Here is a 16,180-nt window from a genome sequence, read left to right on the forward strand (position 1 = left end):
GGATCTCACCTTCGTCTGTCACGATCTGTCACACGCCCCCCTCGCGAGACCGCCCCACGCCTCCGCCGCCGGAAGCAGGTCCACCACGTCCGGCTTTACGTACCACTTCTTGGTCGTCTTCACGTTGGTGTGCCCGGCCCACACAGCGAGCAGATGATCCGGCACGCCGGTGTTGGCCGGGTACGTCAAGCACGACGCCCGAGCATCGTACAGACGAACCCTGCGAAGGCCGTTGTCGTCCATGATCTTGTACGCCCGCTCCCGCAGCTGCCGACCGTTCAGAGCGGCGCCGAGTTCGTCCACGAGCGCGTACACGCCGCCCTCGTACCCCTCGCCCGCCGCCAGACGCTCTTTCGCCCGCATGGCACGGAACGTCTTCAGCGCTTCGTGCACGAGCGCCGGGAGTGGCAGCATGCGTTCCCCCGCCATGCTCTTGGTGTCCTTCTCCCTACGGTGCGATTGCCCATAAGGGTCCGCGTGTTGGTGATGCTGAGCCTGGCCGCGTGCAAGTCGATGTCCGACCACCCCAGCCCGCATACCTCTGCCGGGCGGAGGCCCATGAGGGAAGGGAGCCGCGGTGCGTTCAGGCGGTCCCCCTTCATCGCTGACATGAACCCGCCTACCTCAGTAGCGGTCCACGGTGCCACGACCCCTTTCGTCTTCCGTTCCGCCTTGCGAGCCTTTTTAGGCGAGATGGCCGACTCCGGCCCGGCGGCCAGCCGCACGCCGTCCCTGCCGCCGGATAGGGGCGGGCTCGAGCCGACGGGCGCCGGAAGGCCGGGCGTACCGAATACGGGCGGCGTCAGCCTGTTCGGGCGGTGGCCGCAGGACGGCCGGACGCCGCGCGACAGCGCGCGGACCCAGGTATCGAGTCGCCGGGGCGAGGAAGGCGGGCATTCGCCGGCATGGGGGCAGGCGGCTCGGACTGGCCAGCCGTCGTCGCGTTCGCGTGTGCATTCCGGCTTCCCATCAGGCCGGACGATCCGAGGTGTAGCGGGCGAGCATGGTCCCCACAGCCTGCTCGACGGCGTAGCGGATGTCAGAGGCCGTGGGGTTCCAGTCGGTCAGCAGCATCCGGGGCCACAGGACGTAGTTGGCGATCATCCCGAGGAACTGGTTGGCGGCGCTCTCGGCGTCCGGGACATCGGCGTTACCTGCCTCGTGCTCCGACTCGAGGTAGCGCCGCACTGAGGTGAAGTAGGGCAGCTTGCCGAGCTGGAACTGCATCCGTCCCAGCTCGGGGAAGCGGGGCAGTTCGGCGATGACGATGCGGAATAGGGCCGTCATGCCGGGGCGGCCGACCAGGTCGGCGTAGCGGTGGCCGATGGTGGTGAGGCCGGAACGCAGGTCTCCGGCCGGAGGTCGAGCGACAGCGCCTCCGGCATCACGCTGCCAGGACTCGGTGACGATGGCCTCGAAGAGAGCTGCCTTGGTGGGGAACTGCTTGAACAGGGTGGATTTGGAAACCACCGCCGCTTCGGCAATCCGGGCGAGGGACGTGCCGTCGTAACCGCGATCCAAGAAGAGGTCCGTGGCTGCGGAGATGATCGCCTCGCGCTTCTGCTGGGCGAGGCGACGGTGGTGCGGGGAGAGCTCTGCTGCCATGCGTGCAGTATGCCTCAGTTTCGAGCTCCGAGCCGAGTCACTTGACTCGCCTCTTCGGCGTGCCTACGGTGCAGTTGAGGCGAGTCGAGTGACTCGCAATGAGATTGCGGCACGCATGCGCTCGGGTGCCGTGCGCTGAGGGAGTAGCTGATGGTAGTCGACAGCATCGCTTTGGTGACCGGTGCGAATCGTGGCCTGGGGCGGAGTACGGCTCTTGCCTTGGCAGCGCGGGGAATGCGGGTCGTGGTCACCCATCGCGGTGATGCGGCAGGGGCCAAGGAGACGGAGCAGCAGGTGCACGATGCGGGTGGGACTGCCGCTGTCGCGCGTCTGGACATCAGTGACGTCAGCTCTTTCGGCGCCTTCGCTTCCGAGCTGCGCCGACTGCTCAAGCGCTGGGGTGCTTCGCGGCTCGATGTCGTGGTCAACAACGCGGGAGTAGGCATCTTCGGCCCGCTGGAATCTGTCACGCCCGACGACTTCGACACGGTGTTCGGCACGAACGTGCGGGGCACCTTCTTCCTCGTCCAGTCGCTTGTGCCGCTACTGGCGCAGGGCGCCCGCGTCATCAACGTCTCGTCGTCGTTGACCCGCCACACCAGCCCTGCGACCTCGGTCTACTCCGCCTCGAAGGCCGCCGTCGAAGCCCTGAGCCGCACCCTGGCCGCAGAACTCGGCCCACGCGGTATCCGCGTCAACTCCGTAGCCCCCGGGCCGACCGCCACCGACTTCAACAGCGGTGCCATGCGAGATGACGCCGAGATGCGCCAGAGTCTGGCTGCACAGACCGCGCTCGGCCGCGTCGGCGAACCCGAGGAGATCGGCGACGCCATCGCCACGCTGGCGTCCCAAAGTCTGCGGTGGATGACCGCTCAACGTATCGAGGTCTCCGGCGGCGCCCTCCTCTGAGCAACCGAGGCAGGGCAGACCGCTCGTCCACGCCTGTAGGGCGCGATGCCGGCTTCACGTGGCCACGGCAGAAGACCAGCAGGGACCGGCAGTCTCACCGACCCACTGATTCGGGCGCAATCGGGGGCGGTCAGGATCCGGCGGCGTTGCCGCTGTCCCACTCGTGCGGTGGCTCTCCCCGCCACTCCACCCACCGCGGATCGTCCAGCAGTCCAGACAGGTCCGCGTCCGGCAGGCCGACCCGTTCAAGGAACACGTCCAGGTCGTGGTCCGTATGCGAGAGCCCGACGATCTCCCCGCGCACCACGACCCGCCGGCCACCCTTCTGGGACAGTCGGCGAATCACGATCGGAGCGCCTGCCGTACGCCCAGCTTGCACGTTGGCGGGTAACGCGCACGGACAACAACCGCGCCTCTGGCGCCATCGGCGCGGCGACAGTGAGACCCGGACAGGGCCGCCTCCCCCGAGCCGCCCGTGCCGCAGATCGCCGACCGAAGCCGCGTCGTGCAGGTCAGCGCTAACGAAATAGGCTGTACCGTCCTTGGCCCGGATGTCTGAGACGACCTTCTCGCCCCGTGACCGATCGCGACCGGTGACCACGACCGTGAGACCGTCGCGGGCCAAGCGGCAAGCCACGGCCCGCCCGATACCACTGGTCGCCCCGGTGATCAGCGCAACGCGATCAGCCGGTTCTTGGTTAGCCATTGCGCGCTCCATTTTCCTGTCTGCTGGGGAGCTTTGATCCCATCAACTCGCGTGAGGAATCGCTTCAAGGCCATTCCACGGCGTCCGGTGGTCGACAACACCCCCAGTGAGACAGAACACTGCTTTATTCAGTGTTGTCTCGCCGGCGGCGTGGCCTTCAGCGACCCTGCGAAGCGCGATTCGCTGCCGCTTTGGACGGGTCGATCGATGCAGACAGCCGCTGCTGCCACGCGCAGCCCGGCATAGCCGCGAACACGATCGCCTGGCGGTTGTTACGGCTTGCCGCCGTTCATGATGTTGGCGATCGGTCCGATGAGGAACCACGTGTTGTCGACGCCTTGACCCTTGAGCTGGTGGGGGGCGGTGTCGCCCTTGTAGTAGTAGAGCGGGTGGCCCCCGTAGGTGACCTGCTGAGTGCCGTCGGTCCGGTTGATCGTGCCCAGACTGCTCGGCACGGTGTACTTGCCGGTCACAGTCACCGGCTTGGTCGTCGTGAGCGGAGGCCACTCTTTGTCGCACGGGTCGTAGCAGTTGGACGTCGTTTTGTTGTCCTTGGTGTTCAGATACAGCGTGCGCCCGGCCGAGTCGGTGAGCCAGATGCCTGCACTGCCCTTCGCGGTCTTCAGTACCAACGTCGGACCTGGGGCTGCCGAGTTCGGCGCCGAGGCAGCCGCCGAACCTGAGCTCGACGAGTCCGCTGCCGCTGAGGCCGGTTTCGAACCAGTGGCCGAGGGGTCATGGGAAGAGTCACTGCATGCTGCTGCAAGCGTCGCCAAGACAGCGACGGAAAAGCCGAAGCCGAGCGTTCGCAGTGAAGTTGTACGGAGCATGATCACCCTTGTCTGTTTGCGATGCGGAACGATCCGCAACTTCGTATATGTAGCGTTCAATACAGGGGTAAATCGGGTGCGCCCTTATCGCGAAAGTCAAGACCGAACATTCTGCCTCGCGAGTGGGAAAACCTGCGGTCGGTGAACGTGGGCGGCTGCGATCTCGCCTTAACGGCGCACCATCGCCTGCCCCTGCTCCAGACACCACGACCAGCCCCGGGCGCTCCAGGTGAGAACGCTCGGTGTCATCGACCGGTCCGGCAGTGCGTGTTCCACGACCGTGCGAAGCGCCGAAGCGCGAGAGGCCGAGGAACAGTCGCGCACAGCAGAGGGGTTGCCTCGCGGCGGTCCCCGGTGGCGGCGCAGGCCGACCGCAGCCGGTCAGGAGACGTGGACGGTGATGGTGTGGTAGCCGGTTGCGCCGTTCGGCACCACGTCCTGGACGGCTGAGGTCTGCACAGCACCTGTGCCGTCGGTTGCGCGCACCCTGACCTTGTGTGAGCCCTTGGGTGCGTTCGCCCACTGATACGACCATTGCCGCCAGGTATCCGGGGTGTCCGAAGCCGCCAGCTTCGCCTCCTGCCAGGCCCCGTTGCCGATCTGCACTTCCACCGCGGCGATGCCGCGGTGGTTGGCCCAGGCCGTGCCTGCGAGTACCACGGTCCCGGCCGACACCGTCGCCCCGCTCTTCGGCACGTCGATCCGGGACGCGGTCTTGACCGGGGCCTGCGGCGAATAGCCACGCGGCGTCCAGTACGCGTCGGAGGAGGCGAATGTGGTGAGGTTCAGATCGGTCAGCCACTTGGTGGCCGACACGTATCCGTACAGACCGGGAATCAGCATCCGGCACGGAAAGCCATGCTTGGCCGGTAGTGCCTCACCGTTCATCGCGATCGCCAGCATCGCCTGTCGGCCGTCGAGCACCGCTTCGACCGGCGAGCCGATCGTCATCCCGTCGGTCGAAGTGGACAAGATCATGTCCGCTCCGCGGCGGACGCCGGCGCGGCGCAGGAGGGGCGCCAACGGGGTGCCGAGCCAGCGCGCGTTGCCCATGTACGGTCCGCCCACCGGGTTCGACACGCAGGTCATGGTCATGTCGTGTTCCTCGAACCGGTAGGAGAGCAGTTCGTCGAACGTGATCTCAAACGGGCGGTCCACCATGCCGTGGATCTTCAGCTTCCAGTCCCTCGGGTCTACCTGAGGAACGGCAAGCGCCGTGTCCACCCGGTAGAACTGAGAGGTCGGAGTGAAGAACGGCCCGAGCCCGCCCACGTTCGGGTGCACTGAGGCGGGCAGTTCGGGCAGCACGGTCGCCGGGGTCGGCAGCGCCACTTTCGCAAGCGCCGGCACGTTGTAGCGTCTTTTGATCCATGCGTTGCCGCCGAATCCGGCCACCAGCGCGCCTGCAGCCGTCCCCAGCGTGCCGAGCACGAAGCGGCGCCTCTCGCCGGACTCCGCGGAAGGCTCCGATTCCTTCAGTGACCAGATGGTCAGCCGGCGCAGCACCAACGCCGCGGCGAGTCCAGCGAGCAGCGAGGGAAGCAGCCAACTCGTGGTCGCAGCGGATCGCGTGACCGCGGCGACCGCGCCGACCACGCCGAACACCGCGGTCAAAATGCTCGCAATGTTCAGCCGGCTGCGGGCAAGGACGCCGTCGACGGCAGCCAGCACAGCCACCGTCACATAGACGCCGGTCAGCAGCACCATTTTGTCATGGCTGCCGAAGTTGCGAATCGCGAACTGCTCAAGCCACGTCGGCGTGATGCTGATCGCCCAGGTCCCCACTGCCGTCACCGGCGCGGACGCCTCTCCAGTGGCCACTGCCACCAGTTCACCCGCCGCCAGCCCCGAGCCACCAGCCACCAGACCGACCAGCGCCCCTCGCGCGATCCGCCCGACGCGAGCCGCCCAGCGCGTCTTGGCCGTGGTGGAGCCCGACGCGTGCCGTGCGTCCTCCCGTCCCGGATCCGGCGTCGACCTGTCTGCGGCCCTCCCCTCGCCACCTTCGGACTGCTGCTCGCTCATGCGTCCTCCGTGAAAGTTGTTACCAGGCCCGGCAGTACCGGGCTCCCGTTGACTGACGTGGTGCCCACGTCAGTCCGCCTGGTGGCGCGGCCGAGACGCGGCGCCGAGACGAGGTAGAAGATTCCGCCGAGTTGTTGGCGAACAGCAGGGCCGCCCAGACGCTGGCGAACTCGAAGCGCACGAAGTACCGCTGACGCAGAGTCGGCTCGAGTCCGGCGGCGGCCGTAAGTGAGTCAACGGCAGTCGAGTCAGTTCGTGCCGTGGTCAGCGTCCTCGATCACCCGCGTGACCGCGCTGGGGTGGCTGACCATCACGGCGTGGGAGGAACTGACCTTCTCGATGTGCGCACCGGCTCGCTGGGACATGAAGCGCTGAACGTCGGGAGAGATCGCGTGGTCCTGCGTGGTGATCAGGCTCCAGGAGGGAATGCTGCGGAAGCCCTCCGAGGCACTGGCGTCGGTGACGGCCCTGGTGTTAGCGGGCCGCTGCTCCGCCGCCAGGTCGGCAGCGGTGGTCGTGTTGACGTCGCCGGCGAAGACGTCCCGGAAGTGGGCCGGGTCGATGGAAACGTCCGTACCGCCGGGTACGGGGGTCGAGATCAGCGGGATGGGCGACGAGGACCGAGCTGCCAGATCGCCTACCGTCTCACCCTTCACCGGGATGAAGCCGGCGACGTACACGAGGGCTTTGACCTCGGGGTCCGAGGCCGCGGCGTTGGTGATCACTGCACCGCCGTAGGAGTGACCGGCCAGGATCACGGGGCCGTCGATGGTGGCCAGGTAGCTGGAGAGGTAGGCGCTGTCGCTGGTGAGCCCCTGCAGCGGGTTGGCGATGGCTCGTACGGGATAGCCGTCCTTGCGCAGTCGCTCCATCACTCCCGCCCAACTGGAGGAGTCGGCCCACGCGCCGTGGACGAGGACCACCGTCGGCTTCGGTGAAGCATCGGAGCTTCGGTCGGTGGCCGCTGCCACGCTCGGGACCGCGGAGGCACCCAGCAGAGTGAGGGCCCCGGCGGCGATTGCGACGCGACGCGGGATGCGGATACGCATGATGTGTCCTTCTGTTTGGCTCGCAGATAGGTCGGACAGGGGAGCGCGTTGGTCTGTGGCGCTTCGACAGGGCGTGGAGCGCACCCGATCGCTGCTCCTGCCGTGGGTGTCCTCGCCCCTTGGCGATAGAGCCAAAGGGAGAACGTTCTGTCCCATCGGCTATTCAAGACGCTGGGTATGCCCATTGTCAATACTGAACGTTCTATCTTGCGAAGGTCCACGAAGAGGGGCGGATGATGGATCGACGTCCGCGCGCGGTGGGAGCTTGCGGCACCGCGGCGCGAGGATCCTCGACGAGAACCGCTTGAACTCACCGATGCCCACTTGTCGTTCGCGCTGGGTGCCTTCACCGCAACCGGCCCGGCCGCGGTGGTCACCGCCCATTCGCGACGACGGCCGTTGCCGACCACCTGAAAGCGGCCGGCCCCGTCCGGCCAACCAGCCGACTCGGCCATGTGCTGCTGGTTGACTTCGGTCTCCGGAGGCCGCAGCGAGCGTCCGCCCGGGCACCCTCGCGGTCGATATCGTCCATCAGGGAGGATCAAGCCTCGGTGATCGCGCGGCGTTGAGGCACACCGTTGGCGCTACCACCTTCACCCAGCGACGCCGGACCCACCCCGGACGAGGGTGTGCCCGCCTCGGCCGACCGATTCGGCGAACCGCGTCGCAGGGGCGGGTACAGCGTTTGCCGAGGTCGGCGACGTGCGAGGAAACGCAGATCTTGATCGGGCGACCATACGTTTTCACACCGCCGGGAAGAACTCGGCTTGCGGTCGTGCTGTCTTGACGGAGAACCGACTACCAAGGAGGACACCCGTGACCGAAGGGCTACCCAGGCGCATGGGACACCGCATCACCGTCGAGCCGAGCGGCCGGCACGTGCGCGCGGTGCAAGGCGGGCAGGTGCTGGCAGAGAGCGACGGGGCGTTCGTTCTGCGCGAGGCGGGCTGTCCCGACATGTACTACATCCCGTTCCAGGATGTGCGCCTCGATCTGCTGACCCCGTCCGTCACGCACACGCACTGCCCCTTCAAGGGCGAAGCGTCATATTGGTCGCTGCCGGACGCGCCAGACCTGGCCTGGGCATACCAGGACCCGAAGCCGGAGGTGGCCGAGATCAAGGATCACCTCTGCTTCTACGAGGTAGAGGTGTCCTGAACGATTCGTGGCGTGCCGCAAGGCAGCCGCCACCGGTGTGGATGAGCTGGCTGTTTCACGCGACGGCACGCCATCGCGTCCGAACAGCGGGCAGGAGCCGCCGGCCTCGTGCTCCCGGACCACGAGGCCGTCGGCCCTGGACGGTGTGTGCGGCCAGTCCATGGCCGCCTGGCTGTCATCGTCCGCGCCGCGCAGGATCATCAGTCGCTGGTCGGAGTCCTGAAGCAGCATGAGCACTTCGAAGTCGACCGCGATCTCTCCGGCGTCGAGATGACGCATCCCCTTTAGTCCGCGGCCGTTGATCTTGACGTCGTGCCGGGCCCACGAGCGGGCGAACTGCTCGTTGTGGGCGATGCATTGAGTGATGAATCCGTTCACTACCCGGTCTTCCGGATGTGCGGCCCATGCGGCGCGCAGGTAGGCGGTTCCCTCCCGTGCGACGCGTTCGGGGTCGGTGTAGTACGCGCGTGTTTGCGGATGGATCAGGCACAGCCACATCGATTTGCACTGCCGGGGCGGCAGGGCGTCGAAATCGGAAGCGTGCGAGTTTGCGGAATCCTGGACCGAAGGTGCCCGGAACCCGTACACGCACGTCTGGTCTGCGGGGTCGGCGTACGGGTTCCGTGTCCGGCTCTCGTGGTTACTTCGTCAGTGAGTCCGCTTTGACGGTCCGGGTCGTGCCATCGGCGAAGGTGAGAGTCAGGGTGCCGGTCAGCCGGTCGTGGGAGTCGCTGTCCGGCCACCAAGCGGTCCACCTGCCGTACGGGAGCGAGATGATTTGTTGCACTGTGGCGTGGACTGTACGCCCGTGATCGCGCACCACGATCGCCTTCACGTCGGAGCCCATCGAGCCGACCGCGTAGTGGAACCGAGCCGGGCCGCTGCCCCGGGCGCCCTGGGTATCCAGCGCGATGCCGTCCGCGGGGACCGCGTCGGGGAGAGGGATGGCCACCGCAACGCCCGAACCGTCCGCCGAACCGGCGAGGCAGTACTTCGCCATGCCGTGATTTGTGACGATCACGGAGTCGATGGACCCCCGTCGGTCCCAGTTGGTAATCATGGCCTGCCCGCCGGCCTGGTCGATGCACCACCCAAAAGCGCTTCGATCCTTCGGCTTGCCAGCCGTGGCGGTCCACGTGGCGATGTCCGCCGCTGACAGGGCTTCGGAACGGCTGTGCCTGGGCGGATCGGCCCTCACGGCCGAACCGCCCTGCCCCGACGGATCGGCGGTCACGGCAAGGAAAACGCCGCCTGCGGCGAGTGCGCTGGCCATCGTGTACGCGGCGCGGCGCACGAGCGGGCGTCGGAAAGCGGCGACCACCGGCTTGCTGGGCGGCCTGGTGTCGCTCAGAACGGTCCGCAGGAGCCGTTCCTTACGGTCGAGATCGGCAGCGGAAAGTTCACTGCGCGGTGCGGCGTCAAGTTCGGTGAGACGGGAGAGAAGGTCATGCTTCATGAGGGGCTCCTAGTGCGTCGGCGAGAGGGCGGGCGCCACGGGGGGCGGTGGGGTTGAGGCGGCTGGCGAGGCGCCGCTTGGCGCGTGTGAGGCGCATGGCGTAGGCCGCGCGGGTGCAGCCGAGGACCGTGGCCGCGTCCCGGGCGCTGAGCCCCTCCCAGACGTGCAACGCGAGAACTTCCCCGTCGGCCGGGGTGAGTGACTGCCAGGCGGACACGAGATCGATCCGACTGTCCACCCGTGCTGTCGCGTCAGCCGCCGTTCCGTATCCGCCGGCCTCGGTGGCTACCTGGATTTGAACCGCGAGCGCGGACTGTCGGCGCATGCTCCGGTCCGCGTTCAGCATCACGTTGCGTGCCGCGCCGAAGAGCCAAGGCCGCGGATTCCCGGGAAGCTCGCGGCGGCGGCGCCAGGCAACGAGGAACGTCTCTCCCACGATGTCGTCGACGTCCATCGGGCGGGCACGGCGGCGCACGAACCGCAGCACGTCCTCGTAGTTAGCCCGGTACACGTCCGTGAACTGGGCCTCGGTATCGATGGGCATGGCTTCCTTCCGTAGCACCTACCCCTACATGTCCACCACTGCCACAAGTGCAACAGACCCAAGTTCGCGAGTAGTCGGACCCCGGATCGGCACCTTGTGCACTCAGGGGCAGCAGTCGAGCCTGGTGCCCTCAGCCCTCGCGGCCCACGCGCAGGTGCGCCCCTGGCGAGTGCCCGGCAGGTCATGACCACGCACCCCTGTATCCGCGCTTGACCGGGTGAGCGGGCTTTGGGCGTGCTTGTACTCACTCGCGCTGCTTGTCTCGGCTCAGATCAACCGAGGTCAGCGGATGCGGGGCAGTGCCTTGTCGGGATGGGCGGCGTGGACGTAGCGGACGGCGGCTACGGGATGGATAGGCCCTTCGGTAGCGGGCCCCGGTCTGGCCCCTTCGCGGGGGCAGCAGCCGGGGCAGGGGGTTGCGGCCACCGGCCGCGACGACGGGTATCGCCTGGGGGCGGAGGGTGAGCTGACACTGCCGCGCTTCCTGCCCGCAGCCCTCTTGCCCGCATCCGTGCCCCGGCCCGCGGCTGCTACGCCGGCGGACGTCTTCGCGCTCGGTGTCGATACATACAGGCCACGACATGGATACCTTCCGCGAAGAACCGTTGGTCGGCAGTCCGGAGCAGCCGGGACCGGGCGGCCGGCTTCCCGATGCGCCGTGCCGTGTGTGATCTATGGAGGGTAGAACGTTCGGTCTTGACAAGGTGTGACGTTCTTGCCAGTCTGAGGGCGCAGAACATTCGGTTGTGCGAGAGGGATTGTGAGTGGTCCGAACGCTGTCGGACCTCAGTCCACACCGAACTGCCTGCTCCTCCGCCCATCCACCGAAAAGGATCACTGTGAGTATCACTGCCGGTCTGTCGGACATCATGGGACGGCCCCTGCCCTGTGCCGGCGTGCACGTCGTCCGGTTCGGGTGCGCCCTCGTCATGCGCCCATCCTGACGTCCACTGCGCTCGCCGCCATGGCCCCGGCCGTGCCCGCGCTTTGGACGACCAGGAAACAGGAAACCCTGGCCGATGGCTGGATCGCATCGGCGATGGGCCCCGGATGTGGTGAGGGCAGATCAAAGGCCGGCCCCGGCAGAGCCGTACGAAAGCTTCCTTCGTACGGCCGGCGCGCCTCGAAAACAGGGCCGCATCCGGAGGCTCTCCAGGTTCGAACCCCAACGGGTTCTTCGGCCACGAGCCTGTCGCCCGCGCCTGCACCCCGCCTCCTGACCTTGCGGACACCGAGCGCCTACGACATGCCCCAGGTGCCCGCCGCCGATCTCCCCTCGCCCATCCCGCATGTCAAGCGGCGCCCACATCCACGCGTTTTTGCCGAACACCACCATGAGTCACGAGGAGTCATCCATGCGCGTCTTCCTAACCGGCGGAAGCGGCTTCGTCGGGCAGCACCTGATACGCCGAATGCGCTCTGGGGGTCACACCGTCATCGCCCTGGCACGCTCTGCCTCAAGTGCGCGGAAGGTGACCGACGCGGGTGCCCTGCCGGTACGGGGCGACCTGGTCGAACTCACCAGGGGTGGCGACCCGGCCGCACCCCCGGCCTGGCTGGAACACCTGCACGACATCGACGTTGTCGTGCATGCCGCGGCTCGAATGGAATTCTGGGGCGACGACGCGGTTTTCCGCGCCGACAACCACGACCCGACGGTCGCCCTGCACGCAGCCACGGTCGCGGCGAAAGTACCCCGGTTCGTGCTGATCAGCGCCGCCGGTGTGTCCACCGGCACCCAACGCGGCGCCGTGGTCGACGAGAACACTGACAACGGCACCCCTGTCATCGCGTACTGCCGGATCAAGCTGGCTACCGAGAACGCGTTGCGGGCCACCTCGTCGCAAGCGACGACCCTGGTGATCCTGCGGCCACCGCTCGTCTGGGGCGCGGGCATGAACATCGCCGAAACGGCTGCCGAGGCTGCCAAGGGGCGTTTCCTGTGGATCGACGACGGCCGCCACATCGTGGACTTCATACACGTGGACAACCTCGCCGACGCCGTCCTGCTCGCCCTGACCCAAGGCCACCACGGCGTCCCCTACTACGTCACCGACGGGACACCCATGCCGGTCCGTGACTTCTTCCTCCCGCTGCTGGCAATCGAGGGTGTCGACGTCTCCACGAGCCGCAGTGTCCCGCTCGCTGCCGCCGCGCCGATCGCAGCCCTCATGGATACCGGCGCTCGTCTCCTTCGCCGGAGTACTCCACCGCCGCTCACCAACTGGCTGGTCGCTTTCTTGGGTCGCGACCGCATCTACGACATCAGCGCCGCCCGCAACATCCTCGGCTACCGGCCGCGCATCAGCATCGAGGCCGGACTGCGGGAGATGGCAAACCTGTCCCGCCGCATTCACGCCGATACGGCGTAGCGAGTAGCAGTCATCAAGCGGGTTCTGTGGGGCGGGAAGTGCGGCGCGAGGAGGATTTGAGGAGAGCGAGCAGCTCAGCGCCGGTGGTGCTGAGTGTACCGACTGCCACGGGTGTGGCACGCGATCCAGCGTCACCTGGCCCTCGCGGACGGGCCAGCACACGAGATTTCGTGCATATATTCGTTTCTAGTGCCGCATCAGGCAACGTTTGCCCTGTCGACCACTTCACGTAGCCGTTCGTCAGTGGCGTGCTTGTTCCGCCAGATGATGTAGCGGCGGATCATGCTGCCCTGCTCTGTGTGGCTGGCATGGTCCGTGCCGTCCAGGGCGAAGTAGCGCAGGGCGGTGAACTGGGCCTCGATGCGGTTCAGCCAGGAGCTGTTGGTCGGTGTGCAGGCGAGCTCGACGTTGTTGGCTGCGGCCCAGTCGCCGACCCGGGAGTCCTTCTTCGTGGTCAGGTGCGGGGAGAAGTTGTCGAGCGCGATCGCGATGCGGATCTTCGGTGGGTAGAGGCTGCGCAGGTGGCGATCGCCCAGAGGTGTTCGACGCGGGCCTTCTTGGCGGCATAGTCGGGGTCACGGGAGGTCTTCCAGGTCTTTGTGCGTTGACAGGACACGCCCTCCTCGCGGAGCAGGACCCGAAGGCCCTCGTGGCTGATGTCGTCGACCACCCCCTCGGCGACCAGGAAGTCGGCCGGCTTGGCCAGGCTCCAGGTCGAGAAGGGCAGGCAATGCTCGGCCGGCTTGGACTTGGCGATCTTCTTGATGTCGCGCCGCTCGGGCAGGGTGAACGTTTTGGGCCGGCCGCCCTTGTACTTCGGGTAGAGCGCCTCGAAGCCGTCGGCGTTGAAGTTGTGGATCACAGCCCGCACACGGTCCGCGCTGGTGAACGTGACCTCGGCGATCTTCGCCACGGGCATGCCCTGCGCGGACAGCAGCACCATCTGGGCCCGCCGCCAGGTCACCACCGGCCCAGTACCCCTGCGGATGATCCGCGGCAGGCGCCTGCCCTCGTCGTCCTCGATCTCGCGGACGCGTACTCGTTCTGCCACCCGCACAGCCTGGCGACACGACGCTGCCCGGACCAGCATCCAAACGGCGCGTCATGTCACAACAGGGGTATCGGCGCTCGCGTCACTATGCGTCGGGGTCACGCAGGCCGACTGCGTCGTGCCGCCAGAACGGCTCTGCATAGACCAGCGTCCCCGTCATCCATGGCTCATGCTCCGGGAACCTGATGACCTGAAAGGCACCGTCCGGGATACGCAGGGACGGCTTTCGGAAGCCCAGGCCACCACCGGGCACGAAGCCGAAACGCGAGTAGTAGCCCGGATCGCCCTCCAGGAAGACGAGGGGAACGGCCCGTCCGGCCAGGACGTCCAGTCCGCGTCGGACCAGGGCCGAGCCGATACCGCGCTTATGGAGCTCAGGCATCACGGCCAGCGGACTGAGGACTTGCACGTCAACCAGCCGGCGAGGGGCATCAAGAAGACTGCGGGTGAACATGACATGCCCGACGACCTGCCTGTCGTGCTCGGCGACCAGCGAGATGCCGTCCTCGGGTGTGATGGTGTCCCGCAGGGTATCGACCAGATTGGCCACGACAAGGCCATGGTCACCGAACGCCTGCAGGTGGACATCCCGCACGGCCTGTCTGTCACTCGGAAGTTCTTCGCGAAGATCCATGCCCGGAGGCTAAAGGCCCCTCCGGGTGGCTTGCACACGGTTTTGGCGCCGGAAGGACACGAGGCCAGTGACCGCTCAGATGTACACCGGACCAACATCCGAACCGAACGCTCGCTCCGACGGGGCGAAGGTTCGCTGATGCGGCATTAGGTCCGCGACTTCGATCGCTTCGACGAAGTACGTCCGGACGAGGCCCGGCGAGACGATCAATACGGGCAGCTTGTCGCCACTCCGTAGATCTGCCCCGCGACGCCGCGCAGTGCCGCGCCGTCCGAGACGGCGTACGCAGGCAGCCCCCGCACGGCGACCAGCACCCGGTTGATCCGCCGCTCGCCCCGCACCGGCGCGGCACCCGGGCCGGGCTGCGCCACCGCGACCGTACCGTCCCGGGGAGCGGGGATGTATTCAGCCAGAGCATGAAGAGGCCCAGATCCAGGCCCGCTTCAGGCCACCGGTGGACGGTCGCGGCGCACCAGCGCAGATACAGCGCCACACCGCCGACGTACGACTTCGTCGTCAGCTCGGCCCGGTCCCGGCCAAACCGAAGGTTCCGCAGCCAGTGATCGGCCACGCGGACGACCTCCAGGTCCTCATCGAGGATCGTCCAGTACCTCTGCCCGGACGCGGGCCAGACCGTGCGTCATCGCAATCATGGCGGCAGTGAAGACTCCGGCTTCGTCGGGGCGTACGGCGGGCCAGTCGAAGAACGGGGAGCCGAGGGTGGCCACTGCCTGCCGGAGTGATCCGCGATGCGCGGACAGATGGGGCCGGGTGGGATCGTCGCTTCCCCCGAATTGCTGTCCGGCAGGCGGACCTGCCCGTCCTCGCGGCCTCGGTGAACGCAGACGGTACGGCACCGGACCAAACTGCCCTGAAACAAGGAGTGATGACGCCACGTCAGCAACCCCCCGCGGCATGCGATCAGGGTGGTGGGAGTGCGCGATGGTGAACTGGCCGGTGTGCTCCGCGATGGAGCGCGACAGCACCATCACCGTGCGTGCAACCACTCCAGTGCCGTCTGGCTGTCGCCGTCCGCGGCGCGGCAGATCATCAGCCGTTGGTCCGGGTTCTGAAGTGGCACGAGCACCTCGAAACGGACCGCGATGTCTCCCGCGTCGGGATGCCGTATCACCTTGTGCCCGCGGCCGTTGATCTTGACGTCGCCCTCGGCCCACAAGCCGGAGAACTGCTCGTTTTGTGTCAAGCACTGGGCGATGAGTTCGTTCAGCACCTGGTCGTCCGGATGTGCGGCCCTCGCGGAGCGCAGGTAGGCGGTTGCCTCCCGCACGACGCGTTCGCGGTCGACGTAGTACTCGCGTGTTTCCGGATGGATCAGACACAGCCACATCGCGTTGCGCTGCTCGGGCGGCAGGGTGTCGAAATCGATGAGCAGCCTCGCCATTTCGGGATTCCAGGCCAGGATGTCGTAGCGGTGGTTCAGCACCATGGCCGGCAGCGGGGAAAGGTCCGTGACCAGCCGGGTCAGCGGTGGTGCCGCCGTGGTGGGGGGCTTCGCCGTGGTGCGGGGGTGCTGCCGGGTGAGGTCGTAGAGGTAGGTGCGCTCGTCGGGGGCCAGGCGCAGGGCGCCAGCCAGTGCTTCGACCACGTCGGCTGAGGGCCGCAGCGGGCGGGCCTGTTCCAGCCGCACAAGGTAGTCGATGCTGATTCCCGCCAGTTCGGCGACCTCTTCGCGCCGGAGTCCGGGGGTGCGTCGGGTCTGCCGGCGCAGAGGGAGGCCGACATCACGCGGGTGGAGGCGCTCTCGTCGGCCGCGCAGGAACACGGCAAGTTCCTGGGCCGGGTCCACAGTGCGGGTCGTCATGCCCTCTCCAACAGGCTGG

General features: G+C 67.3%; 15 protein-coding genes and 2 pseudogenes. 3 read left to right on the forward strand and 14 right to left on the reverse strand.

Annotated features, from left to right (window positions below):
• Positions 1-18: 18 nt before the first annotated feature.
• Positions 19-429: a hypothetical protein gene (locus tag OG310_RS06045; protein WP_329454838.1), complete on the reverse strand. Its 411-nt coding sequence runs from the start codon at positions 427-429 to the stop codon at positions 19-21.
• 540 nt (positions 430-969) lie between these two features.
• The gene (locus OG310_RS06050; protein WP_329454839.1) at positions 970-1,605 is read right to left on the reverse strand and encodes a TetR/AcrR family transcriptional regulator; all 636 of its coding nucleotides are present in this window, start codon (positions 1,603-1,605) and stop codon (positions 970-972) included.
• Between the two features lie 150 nt (positions 1,606-1,755).
• On the opposite strand from OG310_RS06050, the gene OG310_RS06055 reads away from it, so the two are divergent.
• Positions 1,756-2,514: an SDR family NAD(P)-dependent oxidoreductase gene (locus OG310_RS06055; RefSeq protein ID WP_329454840.1), complete on the forward strand. Its 759-nt coding sequence runs from the start codon at positions 1,756-1,758 to the stop codon at positions 2,512-2,514.
• A gap of 130 nt (positions 2,515-2,644) precedes the next feature.
• Here the strand turns inward: OG310_RS06055 and OG310_RS06060 are convergent, their stop codons facing one another.
• The 5 genes and pseudogenes from OG310_RS06060 to OG310_RS06080 all read right to left on the reverse strand — a co-directional run bounded on the left by OG310_RS06060 (position 2,645) and on the right by OG310_RS06080 (position 7,124).
• Positions 2,645-2,860, reverse strand: coding sequence for a hypothetical protein (locus OG310_RS06060; protein WP_329460041.1), 216 nt, complete (start codon positions 2,858-2,860; stop codon positions 2,645-2,647).
• A 150-nt stretch (positions 2,861-3,010) separates the two neighbouring features.
• A pseudogene (locus tag OG310_RS06065) lies at positions 3,011-3,232 on the reverse strand (SDR family NAD(P)-dependent oxidoreductase); the annotation flags it as partial.
• A 260-nt stretch (positions 3,233-3,492) separates the two neighbouring features.
• Positions 3,493-3,852, reverse strand: a complete 360-nt coding sequence (locus OG310_RS06070) for a COG4315 family predicted lipoprotein (RefSeq protein ID WP_329454841.1) — start codon at positions 3,850-3,852, stop codon at positions 3,493-3,495.
• 579 nt (positions 3,853-4,431) lie between these two features.
• Positions 4,432-6,075 (reverse strand): molybdopterin-dependent oxidoreductase, encoded by a 1,644-nt coding sequence (locus OG310_RS06075; RefSeq protein ID WP_329454842.1) that lies wholly within the window; start codon positions 6,073-6,075, stop codon positions 4,432-4,434.
• A 248-nt stretch (positions 6,076-6,323) separates the two neighbouring features.
• Positions 6,324-7,124, reverse strand: coding sequence for an alpha/beta fold hydrolase (locus OG310_RS06080; RefSeq protein ID WP_329454843.1), 801 nt, complete (start codon positions 7,122-7,124; stop codon positions 6,324-6,326).
• 840 nt (positions 7,125-7,964) lie between these two features.
• Here OG310_RS06080 and OG310_RS06085 point away from each other — a divergent pair.
• Positions 7,965-8,282 carry a DUF427 domain-containing protein gene (locus OG310_RS06085; RefSeq protein ID WP_329460042.1) on the forward strand — a complete coding sequence of 106 codons (318 nt, stop codon included), beginning with the start codon at positions 7,965-7,967 and terminating at the stop codon, positions 8,280-8,282.
• On the opposite strand, the gene OG310_RS06090 is transcribed toward OG310_RS06085, so the two are convergent.
• The 3 genes from OG310_RS06090 to OG310_RS06100 are packed head-to-tail and all read right to left on the reverse strand — an operon-like array spanning position 8,169 to position 10,282.
• Positions 8,169-8,870: an MmyB family transcriptional regulator gene (locus tag OG310_RS06090; protein WP_329454844.1), complete on the reverse strand. Its 702-nt coding sequence runs from the start codon at positions 8,868-8,870 to the stop codon at positions 8,169-8,171. The two genes, OG310_RS06085 and OG310_RS06090, sit on opposite strands and share 114 nt — an antisense overlap.
• A 52-nt stretch (positions 8,871-8,922) precedes the next feature.
• Entirely contained in the window at positions 8,923-9,738 is an 816-nt protein-coding gene (locus OG310_RS06095) for a hypothetical protein (RefSeq protein WP_329454845.1), read from the reverse strand.
• The gene (locus OG310_RS06100; protein ID WP_329454846.1) at positions 9,728-10,282 is read right to left on the reverse strand and encodes an RNA polymerase sigma factor; all 555 of its coding nucleotides are present in this window, start codon (positions 10,280-10,282) and stop codon (positions 9,728-9,730) included. Before OG310_RS06100 ends, OG310_RS06095 begins: the two co-directional genes overlap by 11 nt.
• 1,319 nt (positions 10,283-11,601) lie before the next feature.
• Here OG310_RS06100 and OG310_RS06105 point away from each other — a divergent pair.
• Positions 11,602-12,654: an NAD-dependent epimerase/dehydratase family protein gene (locus tag OG310_RS06105; RefSeq protein ID WP_329454847.1), complete on the forward strand. Its 1,053-nt coding sequence runs from the start codon at positions 11,602-11,604 to the stop codon at positions 12,652-12,654.
• A 197-nt stretch (positions 12,655-12,851) separates the two neighbouring features.
• On the opposite strand, the pseudogene OG310_RS06110 reads toward OG310_RS06105, so the two are convergent.
• From OG310_RS06110 to OG310_RS06125, 4 genes and pseudogenes are all read right to left on the reverse strand, one after another.
• A pseudogene (locus OG310_RS06110) lies at positions 12,852-13,705 on the reverse strand (helix-turn-helix domain-containing protein).
• An 85-nt stretch (positions 13,706-13,790) separates the two neighbouring features.
• Complete coding sequence (locus OG310_RS06115) at positions 13,791-14,339, reverse strand: GNAT family N-acetyltransferase (protein ID WP_329454848.1); 549 nt, start codon at positions 14,337-14,339, stop codon at positions 13,791-13,793.
• A gap of 206 nt (positions 14,340-14,545) precedes the next feature.
• Positions 14,546-14,710 carry a hypothetical protein gene (locus OG310_RS06120; RefSeq protein ID WP_329454849.1) on the reverse strand — a complete coding sequence of 55 codons (165 nt, stop codon included), beginning with the start codon at positions 14,708-14,710 and terminating at the stop codon, positions 14,546-14,548.
• Between the two features lie 617 nt (positions 14,711-15,327).
• Positions 15,328-16,161, reverse strand: coding sequence for a helix-turn-helix transcriptional regulator (locus OG310_RS06125; RefSeq protein ID WP_329454850.1), 834 nt, complete (start codon positions 16,159-16,161; stop codon positions 15,328-15,330).
• Positions 16,162-16,180: the final 19 nt, after the last annotated feature.

Source organism: Streptomyces sp. NBC_01497 (assembly GCF_036250695.1).
Lineage (GTDB): Bacteria > Actinomycetota > Actinomycetes > Streptomycetales > Streptomycetaceae > Streptomyces.

Bases quoted from the DNA above. Each gene is read 5' to 3' on its own strand.
- OG310_RS06045 (WP_329454838.1), bottom strand. From the start codon at position 429: ATGGCGGGGGAACGCATGCTGCCACTCCCGGCGCTCGTGCACGAAGCG.
- OG310_RS06050 (WP_329454839.1), bottom strand. From the start codon at position 1,605: ATGGCAGCAGAGCTCTCCCCGCACCACCGTCGCCTCGCCCAGCAGAAG.
- OG310_RS06055 (WP_329454840.1), top strand. From the start codon at position 1,756: ATGGTAGTCGACAGCATCGCTTTGGTGACCGGTGCGAATCGTGGCCTG.
- OG310_RS06075 (WP_329454842.1), bottom strand. From the start codon at position 6,075: ATGAGCGAGCAGCAGTCCGAAGGTGGCGAGGGGAGGGCCGCAGACAGG.
- OG310_RS06080 (WP_329454843.1), bottom strand. From the start codon at position 7,124: ATGCGTATCCGCATCCCGCGTCGCGTCGCAATCGCCGCCGGGGCCCTC.
- OG310_RS06085 (WP_329460042.1), top strand. From the start codon at position 7,965: ATGGGACACCGCATCACCGTCGAGCCGAGCGGCCGGCACGTGCGCGCG.
- OG310_RS06095 (WP_329454845.1), bottom strand. From the start codon at position 9,738: ATGAAGCATGACCTTCTCTCCCGTCTCACCGAACTTGACGCCGCACCG.
- OG310_RS06100 (WP_329454846.1), bottom strand. From the start codon at position 10,282: ATGCCCATCGATACCGAGGCCCAGTTCACGGACGTGTACCGGGCTAAC.
- OG310_RS06115 (WP_329454848.1), bottom strand. From the start codon at position 14,339: ATGGATCTTCGCGAAGAACTTCCGAGTGACAGACAGGCCGTGCGGGAT.
- OG310_RS06125 (WP_329454850.1), bottom strand. From the start codon at position 16,161: ATGACGACCCGCACTGTGGACCCGGCCCAGGAACTTGCCGTGTTCCTG.